The sequence below is a fragment of the Burkholderia sp. RF2-non_BP3 genome (assembly GCF_001522185.1).
Taxonomy (GTDB): domain Bacteria; phylum Pseudomonadota; class Gammaproteobacteria; order Burkholderiales; family Burkholderiaceae; genus Burkholderia; species Burkholderia diffusa.
Map to the genome: position 1 here is coordinate 219,665 of NZ_LOSU01000028.1, position 12,685 is coordinate 232,349.

At 67.4% G+C, this 12,685-nt stretch carries 12 protein-coding genes; 8 read left to right on the forward strand and 4 right to left on the reverse strand.

Annotated features, from left to right (window positions below; genetic code table 11):
* The first annotated feature begins 80 nt into the window (after positions 1 to 80).
* Entirely contained in the window at positions 81 to 242 is a 162-nt protein-coding gene (locus tag WS45_RS34905; protein WP_156437121.1) for a hypothetical protein, read from the forward strand.
* A 369-nt stretch (positions 243 to 611) separates the two neighbouring features.
* Here WS45_RS34905 and WS45_RS11495 read toward each other — a convergent pair whose 3' ends face one another.
* Positions 612 to 3,059, reverse strand: a complete 2,448-nt coding sequence (locus WS45_RS11495) for a mechanosensitive ion channel family protein (protein WP_059699895.1) — start codon at positions 3,057 to 3,059, stop codon at positions 612 to 614.
* Positions 3,060 to 3,346: 287 nt separating this feature from the next.
* A complete protein-coding gene (locus tag WS45_RS11500; protein ID WP_059700567.1) occupies positions 3,347 to 4,306 on the reverse strand; it encodes an LLM class oxidoreductase in 960 nt (319 codons plus the stop codon).
* A 1,147-nt stretch (positions 4,307 to 5,453) separates the two neighbouring features.
* Between WS45_RS11500 and WS45_RS11505 the strand changes: the two genes are divergently transcribed.
* From WS45_RS11505 to WS45_RS11520, 4 genes are all read left to right on the forward strand, one after another.
* A complete protein-coding gene (locus tag WS45_RS11505) occupies positions 5,454 to 6,350 on the forward strand; it encodes an NAD-dependent protein deacetylase (RefSeq protein WP_059699897.1) in 897 nt (298 codons plus the stop codon).
* The gene (locus WS45_RS11510; protein WP_059699899.1) at positions 6,347 to 6,988 is read left to right on the forward strand and encodes a DUF938 domain-containing protein; all 642 of its coding nucleotides are present in this window, start codon (positions 6,347 to 6,349) and stop codon (positions 6,986 to 6,988) included. Before WS45_RS11505 ends, WS45_RS11510 begins: the two co-directional genes overlap by 4 nt.
* Before the next feature lie 97 nt (positions 6,989 to 7,085).
* Positions 7,086 to 8,498 (forward strand): NADP-dependent phosphogluconate dehydrogenase, encoded by a 1,413-nt coding sequence (gndA, locus tag WS45_RS11515; protein ID WP_059524672.1) that lies wholly within the window; start codon positions 7,086 to 7,088, stop codon positions 8,496 to 8,498.
* 200 nt (positions 8,499 to 8,698) lie between these two features.
* Positions 8,699 to 9,043: a DUF4148 domain-containing protein gene (locus WS45_RS11520; protein ID WP_059699901.1), complete on the forward strand. Its 345-nt coding sequence runs from the start codon at positions 8,699 to 8,701 to the stop codon at positions 9,041 to 9,043.
* Positions 9,044 to 9,158: 115 nt separating this feature from the next.
* Here the strand turns inward: WS45_RS11520 and WS45_RS11525 are convergent, their stop codons facing one another.
* Positions 9,159 to 9,479, reverse strand: coding sequence for a hypothetical protein (locus tag WS45_RS11525; RefSeq protein WP_006760526.1), 321 nt, complete (start codon positions 9,477 to 9,479; stop codon positions 9,159 to 9,161).
* A 427-nt stretch (positions 9,480 to 9,906) separates the two neighbouring features.
* Here WS45_RS11525 and WS45_RS11530 point away from each other — a divergent pair, with 427 nt between their 5' ends.
* On the forward strand, positions 9,907 to 10,641 hold the full coding sequence (locus WS45_RS11530; protein ID WP_059699902.1) for a peptidoglycan DD-metalloendopeptidase family protein: 735 nt from the start codon (positions 9,907 to 9,909) through the stop codon (positions 10,639 to 10,641).
* Between the two features lie 48 nt (positions 10,642 to 10,689).
* Here WS45_RS11530 and WS45_RS11535 read toward each other — a convergent pair whose 3' ends face one another.
* Complete coding sequence (locus WS45_RS11535) at positions 10,690 to 11,328, reverse strand: Pr6Pr family membrane protein (protein ID WP_059525630.1); 639 nt, start codon at positions 11,326 to 11,328, stop codon at positions 10,690 to 10,692.
* 234 nt (positions 11,329 to 11,562) lie between these two features.
* On the opposite strand from WS45_RS11535, the gene WS45_RS11540 reads away from it, so the two are divergent.
* Entirely contained in the window at positions 11,563 to 12,099 is a 537-nt protein-coding gene (locus tag WS45_RS11540; protein WP_059689650.1) for a cytochrome b, read from the forward strand.
* Positions 12,100 to 12,256: 157 nt separating this feature from the next.
* Complete coding sequence (locus WS45_RS11545) at positions 12,257 to 12,625, forward strand: DUF2946 domain-containing protein (RefSeq protein WP_059689652.1); 369 nt, start codon at positions 12,257 to 12,259, stop codon at positions 12,623 to 12,625.
* Positions 12,626 to 12,685 lie beyond the last annotated feature (60 nt).

A 12,685-nucleotide genomic window follows, 5' to 3' on the forward strand; every position in this document is an offset into this window, starting at 1 on the left:
CAACAGTTTCGGTGTCCTGCTCATCTGGTTCGGTCCTTCGGACTGCTGCCGGATGGCGGCTGCCCAATGAGTGCATCGGGATGTTGCATGCGCCAACGGAAGAAGCGACGGTCGGCGGCGAGAACTTCGGTGCGGCGGAAACGAGATGCGTCGAGCGGGAACGATTGCGTGGTTTGCAATTCGTCGGATTGCTTGCATCGGACGGTATCAAGAACGAAAGTTCGGTGTCAAACTTTTTCTGATGATATGAAACAAAGTTAAATGGGTTAGGCTGAAATGCTTTTGAAAAGTAACGGGGTATTTTGTAATTTTCGAACCCGAAACCGGATGCAATTTCAGATCTTTATGCAGAATAATTCGCGATTCGATTTGTAATGAACGAACGGTATTCGAGAAATCATTCGAATCTCCCGCGCCCGTCTTCGATTGGGATAGTTGTGATCGTGAAGATGGTCAGCGGCCCGCCGGCGCGAAGCGGGCAGCGCTGGCGAACGCGGCGAAGCGCGTTCAGCGCGCGATGAAAACCGCCGCGCGTTGAGCGCCCCCATCGGTCGTTCGATGGCACAGGCACGGCACGATACGCGGTGGCCAGGCCCGCGGCATCCGCACGATCAGTCCGGCTTGCGGTCTGGTGAAGCGGGCGGTGGCGGTTGCTCGGCGGCCGGCATGCCGGCGGTAGGGGCGCCGTTCTCATCGCTCCCGGGCGCCACGGGCCGCGAACCGTCGTCATACGCGACGAGGCTGCGCTGCGGATTCGCGATCCGGATTCCGCGTTCGTGGAACAGCACCGCGATACGCCGGTTGAATTCGCGCTGCACGCCCCAGCGTGCCGAGTCCTTGCACTGGATCTGTCCGGCCAGCGCAATCGTCGCGCCGTCGACCTGGTCGATGCCCCAGTAGCTGAAATCCGACAGGATGCCGTCCTTGTAATTCGGATCGTCGCGCAACGCGGCGCCGATCTCCTTCAGCGTCGCGATCGCCCGATCGATGTCCTGGCCGTATGCGATGCTGACCTTGACGGCTGCGTTGCCGAGCCCGCGATTCGTGTTGTTGACGGTCGTCACCGAGCTGAACGGGATCGTATACAGCGACCCGTCGCCCGCGCGCAGTCGCACCGTGCGGATCGACAGGTATTCGACCGTGCCGGACACGCCGGCGAGCGTGACCCAGTCGCCCACCTGCATCGCGTTCTCCATCAGCAGGAAGATCCCGGTGATGAAATCCTGCACGAGCTTCTGCGAGCCGAAGCCGAGCGCGACGCCGAAGATGCTGGCGCCGGCGAGCAGCGGCCCGATGTTCACGCCGATTTCGCTGAGGCCCGTCAGCACGACGACGAGCGCGATCATGATGAACAGCAGCGAACGCAGCATCGGCAGCAGCGTGCGCAACCGCGCCGCGCGCACGAGGTTGCCTTCGCGCGTCCACTGCTGCAGGCGGCGCTCGATCGCGATGTTCGCGGCTTCCCACACGATCAGCGCGACGACGGCCGCGATCGCGATCGTGATCAGCGCCGACGCGAGCCGATGGCCGATCGTGCCGGTCTGGAACGCGTGGAAGATCGGCACGCCCCAGATCTGCAGCAGCAGCACGACGGTCACGACGGCGATCGCCGCCGACACGATCTGGCGGACCAACGGGTAGTAGCGGTACGCGTGCAGGTGGACCAGCGTGCGATCGTCGTCGCGGCGCTGGAACAGTCGCGCGAGCGCACCGAACACGACGATCGACACGATCCGCATGCCGATCATCGCGGCGATCGAGCGGCCGCCGAGCGCGATCAGCACGCGGTAGCCGTTGTGGACGTCGAGCGCCCACACGAACCACAGCGCCATCACGACGAACACCGACACGGGCGCCCACGCGTCGGCGAGCGCGTTGCCGATCATCGCGAAGGCCGGCCGATCGTCGCCGGCCGCGCGGATGCGGGCGGCGACCGGCTGGCGGCACCGGAGAATCAGCGCCGAGATCATCAAGTGGCCGACGAGCGCGACGGCTTTCAGCAGCGCGACGTGACCGGCGTCGCTGAGGCCGAAGCTCGCGGCGATCTCGACCGCGGCCGTGCAGACGCCGACGACGATCACGATCCGCGCGATCGAGCGCTGCGCGATCGCGGCCCATGCGTCGCTGACGTGCAGCAGCCGCAATTGCCGCGCATCGGGCTGGAAGAACAGCCGGCTGACGATCGTCACGAGACGGCAGATCACATAGATGTCGATCAACGATTCGAGTGCGGTTTCGGTTGGCGTGCCGGCGCCGTCGAGCACCGACATCGTCAGGCTCGCGACGCCGACGAACACCAGCAGCGGCACCACGCGCAGCGCGAGGCTGACCAGCGCGCGCGGCATCCGGCGCAGCAGCGTGGTGTGGCGCCGTGCATGGCCGCGGCCTTGCGACGAGGTATCGGGCGCGGCGGTGCCTTCGGCGCTGGCGCTGGCGTCGGCCGGCGCTGACGCCCTGGAATCGTCCGCCTCGGCGGGTTCGGGCTCGGCCCGACGCGACGATTCGGCCCGACGCGTGCCCAGGGCAGCCAGTGCGCGCCGCAGCAGCCGCTTCGCGAACCATTCGACGACGAACGCGGGCACGAGCACGGCGAGGATGACCAGGAGCGCGCGCGTGAGGTCCGCACGTTCGTCGGCGCGCACCAGCCGCTCGTGCCACCAGTTGCCGACGGAGCCGACATCGAGCAGCGAGCGCAGCGATTCGTTCAGCGCGCCGCCGATTTCGCCGGCCCAGCGTGCTCCCTGCTTGACGAGCATGGACGCGAGCCCGTTCGTCGTGAGCGCGGCGGTGGCGGCCGATGCCGCGCTGGCCGGTGCCGCGGCGCTCGCCGGAAGCACGGGCGTGCTCAGCACGCCGACGGCCGCGATCGCGCGCAACGTCGTTTCGACCTGTTCGCGCTCGCGCGGATTTTGCAGGACGGAGAGGGCGCGCTGCGCCTGTTGCGGCGTCAGTGTCGGCGCCGCGCCGGAGGCGGCCGACGCGGCGGCTGGTGCAGGGATAGCCGCGTGAGCGATCGATACGACGGCGGCGAGCAGCCAGCCGAGCAGGAAATGTCGCATGGGTTGGCATGCGGGCGCACATCGAAATGCGGCCCGCCGGTCTGGACGATGGACGGAAGTTAACATGATCGCGAACGGACCCGAATAGTTCCGTCGACGAATATTCGAATCGGGCATATGGCAGGCGGCGCGGCTTGTTTGGCGTGCCGGCGGTGTTCGCGAGCCCTTGTTCGCGCACGTCGACTCTTGTGACGATCAGGCCAGGAACGAAACGTGCTCCCGGGCACATCGATTCGGTGCAATCCACGAGTGCGGCTACCTGCAGCGAACTCGGGAATCCTGATGAATCAACCCTGCTCGTCGTGAAAGATCGGCAGCACGTGCTCGGCGATTTCCTCGATGACCTCGCGCACGGGCCGGTCGGAGCCGGGATTCAGCGTGACGTGGTGCGTGCCGGCTGCGCGCATGTCCCGCAAGATGCCGATCAACGCGTTCCGTCCGGTCGCGTAGCCGAGCGATAGCGCGCGGGCCGGCGCATCGCGATTCGTATCGAGATCGAGCCGCATCGACACACCGAACGCACGAAAACCCGGCTGCGCGAGCCGGTCGACGGCCGCGCGCCACATCGAATAACGAGAACGCTGCGTGTCCGGATCGCGGTGGTACGTCATCCAGCCGATCGCGTTCCGTGCGATCCAGTCGACGCTCTGTCCGCCCGAGCCGACCGCGAGCATCGGCACCGGCGCGTCGCCGCGCGGCAACAGCGTGAAGTCGGGCGCGTCGGGCGGTGTTTCGTCGGGCAGCACGCGGGACGGCACGCCGAGCGCGGCCGCGACGATGTCCCAATGCCGGCGATACCGGTCGCGCCGCGTTTCCGCATCGACGCCGAACGCCGCATATTCGGGCGGCCGGTCGCCGGAACCGAGGCCGAGGACGAAGCGTCCGCCGGACAGCGTCGCGACCGACAGCGCGCCTTTCGCGATATGCAGCGGATGACGCAGCGGCAGCACGATCGCGCCGCTGGCGAGCACGATCCGGCGCGTGCGCGACGCGAGCGCGCCCAGCAGCACCCACGGATCGAGGTGCCCGACCGGGTCGGGATAGTCGGCGCTGTTCAGCGGAACGTCGCGAATCCACAGTGCACGAAAGTCGAGCGAATCGGCCAGCGCCGCGAGTTCGAGCTGCTCGTTGAAATCGGCGACGGTCCGACCGCCGCGCAGCAGCGGCAGCGTCAGGCCGATCGACAGCCGCTCGGCCGAGAAGACGCGTTGCGCGACGTCGGCGCGGCCGGAGGCGGGCAGGGGCATGTCCATTCCTTGAAGACGGGGCGAAGCGGGCGCGCGCCGTACGGTGTTCGCATGCTAACGTGTTTGCGCGACGCTTGCGACGCGCCGCGAGCGATGCACGGCGGCATCGGCGGCATCGGCGGTTCCGGCATGATCGGCGCCTTCGGTCATCGGGCAATCAATCTGCACGAACGCACTACGGACGACGCTCGGGGCGCGTCGGCAGACAGGGCGCACGCATGTCCGACCTGCGCGGTCGGGAGCGGGTGATTGTAAGCAGATCGTCGGCGTCGCTCACGTGCAAACGCCTCGCCGGCGCACACGTCACATTCCTGCAACATTGGCGTCGCGCCCGTCCGCCGATCGCGCACGCCGCTTCCCGTCGTTTCACTTTCGAAACGTTCACGTATTTCTGTCGCCGCCCGATCTGCATCGGGGTCACTTCACCGGCCGCGCGGCCTTGCGCCGCGAAGCATGGTGCGCTCCTTGCATGTCTGTGTGCGCCGTGAGCGCGATCGCCGGCACGGTAGAGGGCCGGCCATCGCTTCAGTGGGTCGGACGCATCGAAGACGGGGACAAGAGAATGAGAACAGACCGAATCGCAACGTGTCGTGTTGCAAACATGAATCGCCGACCTGCCCGTGAATTCGCTTCGCCGCTGATCGCGGTGACATGAGCGTGCGGCCTTTCGTTCCATCCGAACGATTCGGGTTCGTTCCGAACGACGACGTGCATGCATGACGCACGAGGCCGACCGGTGCCGGTCGGCCGTCGGGGATGAACCGCCCGTGCACGCAGATGGGCAATCATGAGTTCCGGATCGTCATGCCGGCGCGCGAAACGCATGCGTGCCGAGCGCGACGCATGCGTGTGCCTCCCGCACGCGGTGCCGCGCGGCGATCCGCCCGACATCAGGAAATCGAAGGTGTAGTCCAGGGGAAAGGTCCGCCGGCCGCGCCGCGGTGGATCTGACGACATTGTGCTGTCAGTTGATCCACTACCCCGATGGATCAATTGTTGGAGCGCCCATCGCCATGTGGTCGATGGGCGTCTTTTTTTGCCGCGCCGGTGTCGCGCGGATCGCCGGCCCGATCGCGCGGCGTTCTGTATCATGTGCTGGCGCGCTGGCCGCACGGTTTGCCACCGCGCCCGATCACGCGCCGCCAACATGAACGACATCGCCTTGCCCACCCCCTCGTCCGCCAGCATCGATCCGGCCGCGCTCGATGCGCTGCACGCGTTCGTCGAGCGCCATCCGCGGCTGCTCGTGCTGACCGGTGCGGGCATCAGCACGGATTCCGGCATTCCCGGCTATCGCGACCGCAACGGACAATGGATGCGCTCGCCGCCGATCCAGCTCCACGAATTCCTCGGTTCCGACACCGCGCGCCGCCGCTACTGGGCGCGCAGCATGATCGGCTGGCCCGTGGTGGGCCGTGCGCAGCCGAACCGCTCGCACGTCGCGCTCGCGCGGCTCGGCGGCACCGGCCGGATCGAGCGCCTCGTCACGCAGAACGTCGACGGGCTGCACCAGCGTGCCGGCAGCGGCGACGTGATCGAACTGCACGGCGGCATCAACGGCGTCACATGCCTCGATTGCGGCGCGCATCACGCGCGCGCGACGATCCAGACCTTGCTCGAAACGGACAACCCCGAACTGCTCGGTGCGCAGGCGGAACCCGCCGCCGACGGTGACGCGCACCTCGAATGGGCCGCGCTCGACACGTTCCGCATTCCGGCCTGCCCGGCCTGCGGCGGGTTGCTGAAGCCGGCGGTGGTGTTCTTCGGCGAGAACGTGCCGCGCGAACGCGTCGCGCTGGCGTCGCAGGCGCTCGATGCGGCCGATGCGCTGCTCGTCGTCGGCTCGTCGCTGATGGTGTATTCCGGCTACCGGTTCTGCGTGTGGGCCCAGGCGCAGAACAAGCCCGTTGCCGCGCTGAACCTCGGTCACACGCGCGCCGATCCGATGCTGACGCTGAAGGTCGAGGCGCGTTGCGCGCCCGCGCTCGATGCGCTGAACGCGCGGCTGGGCGTCGCCGGCGATGCGCCGGAGCACGCATCGTGACCGGGCCGACGTCCTCGCCCGATCCGTCCGCGCGGCTGTCGGCGCCGGCGGCCGAGCGCAATCGCGAGCCGATCCTCGAGGTGCTGCGTCGCGTGCTGCCGGCCAGCGGCGACGTGCTCGAGATCGCGAGCGGCACCGGGCAGCATGCGGTCCATTTCGCGCGGGCGCTGCCGGCGCTGCGCTGGCAGCCGAGCGATCCCGACGCGCACGCGCGCCGCTCGATCGCCGCGTGGGTCGCCCATGCCGGCCTCGCGAACCTGGCCGAGCCGCTGGCGTTCGACGTGCGCGACGCGTCGTGGCCGGCCGCGGCGCTCGACGCGATCGTCTGCATCAACATGATCCACATCTCGCCGTGGGCCTGCACCGACGCACTGTTCGCCGGCGCGTCGCGCGTGCTGCGTCCGGGCGGCGTGCTGTTCCTGTACGGCCCGTATCGTCGCGAAGGCCGGCACACCGCGCCGTCCAACGAAGCGTTCGACCAGCAGTTGCGCAGCCGCGACCCGTCGTGGGGCGTGCGCGATCTCGAGGCGGTCGTCGCGCTCGGCCTCGACCGCGGGCTCGACTGCATCGAGGTTGTCGAGATGCCGGCGAACAACCTGAGCGTCGTGTTCCGGCGTCTGCCGCACGCGGAGCAATGACACGCAAGTGCGCATCGCAGCCGGGTTTCCACTATCCTTTCGCCTGTGCGCGCGGCCCGATTCGGGTCGCGCCCTGTTTTTTCCGGAGAATTGACTAATGGGCAAACAAGCAATCGGTGTGATCGGGCTCGCGGTGATGGGCCGCAATCTCGCACTCAATATCGAGAGCCGCGGTTACGCGGTGTCGGTGTACAACCGCAGCCGCGAGAAAACCGACGAACTGATCGCCGAATTCCCCGGCCGTAATCTGGTACCGACCTATACGCTCGAAGAGTTCGTCGCGTCGCTCGAAACGCCGCGCCGGATCCTGATGATGGTGAAGGCCGGCGAAGCGACCGATGCGACGATCGCATCGCTCAAGCCGCTGCTCGAGAAGGGCGACGTGCTGATCGACGGCGGGAATACGCATTTCACGGACACGATCCGCCGCAACCAGGAACTCGCGCAATCGGGCCTGCATTTCATCGGCACCGGCGTGTCGGGCGGCGAAGAGGGCGCGCTGCGCGGCCCGTCGATCATGCCCGGCGGCCAGCGCGACGCGTACGACCTGGTCGAGCCGATCCTCAAGCAGATCGCCGCGAAGGCGCCGTCGGACGGCGAGCCGTGCGTCGCATACATGGGGCCGGACGGTGCGGGCCACTACGTGAAGATGGTCCACAACGGCATCGAATACGGCGACATGCAGCTGATCGCCGAAAGCTACGCCGTGCTGAAGGACGTCGCGGGCCTGACCAACGACGAACTCGGCGCGGTGTACACCGAGTGGAACCAGGGCGAGCTCGACAGCTACCTGATCGAGATCACGTCGAAGATCTTCGGCAAGAAGGACGAAGAAACCGGCAAGCACCTCGTCGACGTGATCCTCGATCGCGCCGCGCAGAAGGGCACCGGCAAGTGGACGAGCCAGAACGCGCTGGATCTGGGTGTGCCGCTGCCGCTGATCACCGAGTCGGTGTTCGCGCGCGTGCTGTCGTCGCTGAAGACCGAGCGCGTCGCGGCCAGCAAGATCCTGTCGGGCCCGGCCGCCGCGCCGTTCGACGGCGATCGCGCCGCGTTCGTCGAAGCGGTGCGCCGCGCGCTGTACCTGAGCAAGGTGATCTCGTACGCGCAGGGCTTCGCGCAACTGCGCACGGCGTCCGAAGAGTATGGCTGGAACCTCGATCTCGGGACGATCGCGAAGATCTTCCGCGCGGGCTGCATCATCCGCGCGCGCTTCCTGCAGAAGATCACGGACGCGTACGCGAAGGATCCCGCGCTCGCGAACCTGCTGCTCGACCCGTACTTCAAGGACATCGCCGCGAATTACCAGACGGCGCTGCGCGACGTCGTGGTGGCCGCGGTGAAGGCAGGCGTGCCGGTGCCGGCGTTCGCGTCGGCGGTCGCGTACTTCGACAGCTACCGTTCCGAGCGGCTGCCGGCGAACCTTGTGCAGGCGCAGCGCGACTTCTTCGGCGCGCATACGTTCGAGCGTACCGACAAGCCGGGCAGCTTCCACGCGAACTGGTCGTAACCGGCTCGCGAGGACAGCATTGTTGCGAAATTCTATTCTTTGAGTAGGGTTTTTCGTTCCCGGATGCCGGAATTGTTGGCTTCGAGGAAACAGTGTTTTCGTTCTTTCATGGTTTTCCCTAGGTGATCTCGGGACTAAACTTTGTTCCATCGCTGCAGACATGGTGTGTGCGGCGGAGCAAAAAAATCCCGGAGGTAATCATGAAATCGCTGATCGCAACGTTCGCTGCTGCTGCTGTCCTCGCCGTTCCCGCCGTCTCGTTCGCCCAACAGAACGCCCCCGTCACCCGTGCGCAGGTGAAGGCCGAACTGGCCCAGCTGCAACAGGCCGGCTACAAGCTGGGCAGCGACCGTACCGACTACCCGGCAGGCATCCAGGCAGCCGAAGCCCGCGTGAACCCGCAACAAAACGTGGCCGCTGCCGATACGAGCGGCTACGGTGCGCAACCGGCCGCCCAGCAGGAATCGGGCGCTCCGGCGGCCGCCAAGACCGGCTGGCAGGTCAAGCGCGTGTCGGATGGCGCACCGGTCTACAAGGGTCGTTAATCGGCATCGATCGCCGGGCCGCATGTGCGGCTTGATATGACCCCACGCAGTATACGCAGCCCGTCGTTCCGCATCACGGAACGACGGGCTGTTTTCATTGGCCGCGCCCGCCGTGTCAATGCAGCGGCCGCGGCCCGCGGCCGATGTCCCGGAACAGCGCGTCGGCCGGTTCCAGCGCCTGGAGCCAGGCCTCGTCGTAGCCGCTCAGCGTGTCGAGCGCGTCGCGCAGCCGCTCGATCGCAAGTACCGGCAGCTCGACGCTGTGCCGGGTGGCGCCGCTCAGGTGTGCGACGCTCGCCAGCTGGACGAGTGCGTCCGCCGCTTCGGCGACGTCCGTCGCGAACAGCAGGTGCCGGTTGAGCAATTCGACGAGGCCGCTGGAACCGGCGAAATCCTCGGCGTTGAGCTGCACGGACAGAAACGTCGCATTGTTCATGGTTTTTCTCCTCGTTATCGCTGGGTCGTGCGGTGCACCTCCGAGTATAGGAGGCGGCCGGAGGCGGGGTGGAGGTTGTCGGCGAGACACGGCCGGCGGTTGCGGAACGGCGGCCTGACGCCGCTTCGGACGCCCTGCGCGATGCGGCTCGCGGCCCGCCGACACGCGTCTGCGAGACCGCAAGATTGTTGCCGGATCGGGCGCCTGTCGCGGTCCTGACCACGACAGATGGTATCTTTGACGCCCGGGACGACGCGAAAATGGCGCGAAAAAGGGGCCGGTGAGCCCGTTCGCGCCGACGTCCCGCTGTGGAAACTGACGGCCGCGAGAGCGGTCGGATACTGGTTGGTCCGGCCTCTGGCCGGACATCGTGCGTCGCACGCCGGAGGGCGGTGGGCGGCGCAACGACGCAAATCCGGGAGGACCCTTGAGAAAAACGATTCCGATCCACGATGCGCTTGCGCGCTGGTTGCCGCAGGCGGCGCTCGTCGTCGCGGCCACCGCGCTGACGGGCTGTACGATGACGCCGTGGACCGACAGCTGGCAGCCGGTACGACCGTCGACGCCGGCGTCGGTCGCCACGCCGGGCGTGATCGCCGGCTATTACCGCGTGAACCCGGGCGATACGCTTGCCGGCGTCGCCGCCGCCTACGGGCAGCGCGTGCAGGACGTGGCCAGCTGGAACCACATGTCGCCGAATGACGCCGTATCGCCCGGCCAGGTGCTGCGCGTCGCGCCGCCGCCTGCCGCGACCTCGCTCGGGCAGGCGCCCGCCGCGGCCGCGCAACCGGGCTCGCTGGCCTGGCCGGCCACGGGCATGGTCGCCGCGCCGTTCCTGGCCGGCAAGACGCGCGGCATCGTGATCGCCGCGACCGGGCCCGACCGTTCGGTGCGGGCCGCGGCAAACGGGCGCGTGGTCTACGCCGGGTCCGGCGTCAAGGCATACGGCCCGCTGGTGATCCTGAAGCACGACAACGGCCTCATCACGGCCTACGGGCACAACGGCAAGCTGCTCGTCAACGAAGGCGACGCGGTGCGCGCGGGCCAGCCGGTCGCCGAGATGGGCACCGACGCGAGCGGTCGCGCGACGTTCGACTTCGAAGTCCGGCAGAACGGCAAGGTCGTCGATCCGATGAACTTCCTGCCGCGCAACGGCGGCTGACGCGCTGCGTCACGGCGTGTGCGCCGCGCGGCGCACACGTTCCCGTCTTCACCCTTCCTTGAGCTCCGCGGTGCCGGACTGCCTCGCATGATTGCCGAGCCAGCGAATGCCCAGCGCGAGTCCCGCTGCGCCGAGCGCGATGAGCGAACACTGGATCGCGACCGGCACGTACCCGTGCGGTCGCGGATCGACGAACGGATAGGGATACCAGTTCTCCAGCGCGCCGCGCACGAGCGTATAGCCGAGATAGACGACCGGAAAGCCGAGCCACGCGAGCGCGCTGCGCCACGCGATCGGCGAGCGCGGTTCCACGTACAGCCAGTCGCACAGCACCACGAGCGGCACGATCCGGTGCAGGACCCAGTTGTTGAGGGCCGGCGTGACGTGGCGCAACGCATCGAGCCGCGCGAGCAGCAGTTCGTAGACGATCGCGGTGATCAGCACGTAGAGCACGGCGGCGCCGCGCATCGATTCGTAGCGCGCCGAGCCGGGACGCGTGACACGCGACAGCCCCACGACCAGCATGGCCGCGGCGTAGAGGCTGCTCAGTTGCGTGAAGTAGCTGAAGTAGTTGCCGAGATGGAAGGCAGGCATGCCCCAGTAGCCGGCGACGCTGTGCAGCGTGGTCGACACCGCGAGCAACGCGGCGATCAGCCGGTAGGCCGCAACGAAGAACGCTTTGCTCATGATGCCCGCGCAACGTCGCACCAAAGCTTCATCGTGCCACAGCCGCTGGCGCGCGCGATTCGGACTTTCCATATGGCGGTCCAGTGGACGGGCCGAGCGAATTCCTCGGATATTTGATCCGGCCGGACAACGCCGGTCGCGCGTGAGGCTACAATCGGGGCAGCCGCCGGGGGCTGCCGTCAACCGCGGCATGTGGCGGCCCCGCATACCACACGAGAAATTACGAGACACAGCATGAAAAACATCCTCGCGAAACAGACGCGTTACAGCTCACCCGCGATCTTCTTCCACTGGGCCATCTTCCTGCTGGTGGCGCTGGCCTACCTGGCCATCGAGATTCGCGGCCCGAAAGGCAGCGACAGTCGCGTGTTCTGGATGAACGTGCACTTGCTGGCCGGTACCTTCGTGCTCGTGCTGTCGGTGCTGCGCGTGCTGTGGCGCATGATCAGCCGCGTGCCGGACGCCATTCCGCAGACGACGCTGCTCAAGTGGCTGTCGAAGCTCGCGCATTTCGCGCTGTATGTATTCATCATCGCGCAGCCGCTGCTCGGCATCATGCTGATCAACATGGGCGGCAAGCCCGTGTCGCTCGACTGGATCGGCGTGTCGTTCACGCTGTTCGGCCCGGACAAGGCGCTGCGGCCGACGATCAAGGAAGCGCACGAACTGATCGGTAACGCGTTCTACTTCGTGATCGGCCTGCATGCGCTGGCCGCGCTTTACCATCACTTCATCCGGCGCGACGACGTGCTGCGACGCATGGCACCGTGATGGCCGCGCGCTGAAGCCGCGCAGCAGCCGGGGGGCGCATGGTTGTATCGACAACCATGTGCCCCCGGTCCGTTTACCGCGATGCGCGACTGGCCATCGCGGCGAACATTCTGTAACATCTTGGCTGCTTTTACATTCCGCTTACGCATCGCCGCGCATGCTGCACCGACATCGTCACCTGACCGCCTGGCTCGGCGTGTTCGCGATCTGGCTCGCGATCGCGGCGCCGCTGGTGTCGCAGTGGCGCATCGCGCAGGCGGCCACACCTGACTCAATCGTCTGCAGTGCAGAGCATGGCGCACACCGCGCGCCCGATGCGGGCCGCGCGCACGACCATGCACTGCATCTCGATGCGTGCGGCTATTGCGGCTTCTTCGCGCACAGTCCCGCGATCGGCGGCGCGGCCGCCGCATCGTTCGCCTTCGTCCCCCCTGATGCCGTTTCCGCCGCCGCGCCGCATGCGGTCGCGGCACGCGCCGACCGCTATCCGCGCGCGTACCCACGCGCACCGCCCGAGCGCGCCTGACGCGCTGTCTTCCGTTCCATTCATCGCCGATATCCGTGCGGTCCGTCGAGGCCGCGTGGA

What these genes read in the sequence shown, in the direction of transcription:
- WS45_RS11495 (WP_059699895.1), bottom strand. Translation starts at nt 3,059, where the DNA reads ATGCGACATTTCCTGCTCGGCTGGCTGCTCGCCGCCGTCGTATCGATC.
- gndA (WP_059524672.1), top strand. Translation starts at nt 7,086, where the DNA reads ATGGGCAAACAAGCAATCGGTGTGATCGGGCTCGCGGTGATGGGCCGC.
- WS45_RS11500 (WP_059700567.1), bottom strand. Translation starts at nt 4,306, where the DNA reads ATGCCCCTGCCCGCCTCCGGCCGCGCCGACGTCGCGCAACGCGTCTTC.
- WS45_RS11525 (WP_006760526.1), bottom strand. Translation starts at nt 9,479, where the DNA reads ATGAACAATGCGACGTTTCTGTCCGTGCAGCTCAACGCCGAGGATTTC.
- WS45_RS11535 (WP_059525630.1), bottom strand. Translation starts at nt 11,328, where the DNA reads ATGAGCAAAGCGTTCTTCGTTGCGGCCTACCGGCTGATCGCCGCGTTG.
- WS45_RS11540 (WP_059689650.1), top strand. Translation starts at nt 11,563, where the DNA reads ATGAAAAACATCCTCGCGAAACAGACGCGTTACAGCTCACCCGCGATC.
- WS45_RS11545 (WP_059689652.1), top strand. Translation starts at nt 12,257, where the DNA reads ATGCTGCACCGACATCGTCACCTGACCGCCTGGCTCGGCGTGTTCGCG.
- WS45_RS11520 (WP_059699901.1), top strand. Translation starts at nt 8,699, where the DNA reads ATGAAATCGCTGATCGCAACGTTCGCTGCTGCTGCTGTCCTCGCCGTT.
- WS45_RS34905 (WP_156437121.1), top strand. Translation starts at nt 81, where the DNA reads ATGTTGCATGCGCCAACGGAAGAAGCGACGGTCGGCGGCGAGAACTTC.
- WS45_RS11505 (WP_059699897.1), top strand. Translation starts at nt 5,454, where the DNA reads ATGAACGACATCGCCTTGCCCACCCCCTCGTCCGCCAGCATCGATCCG.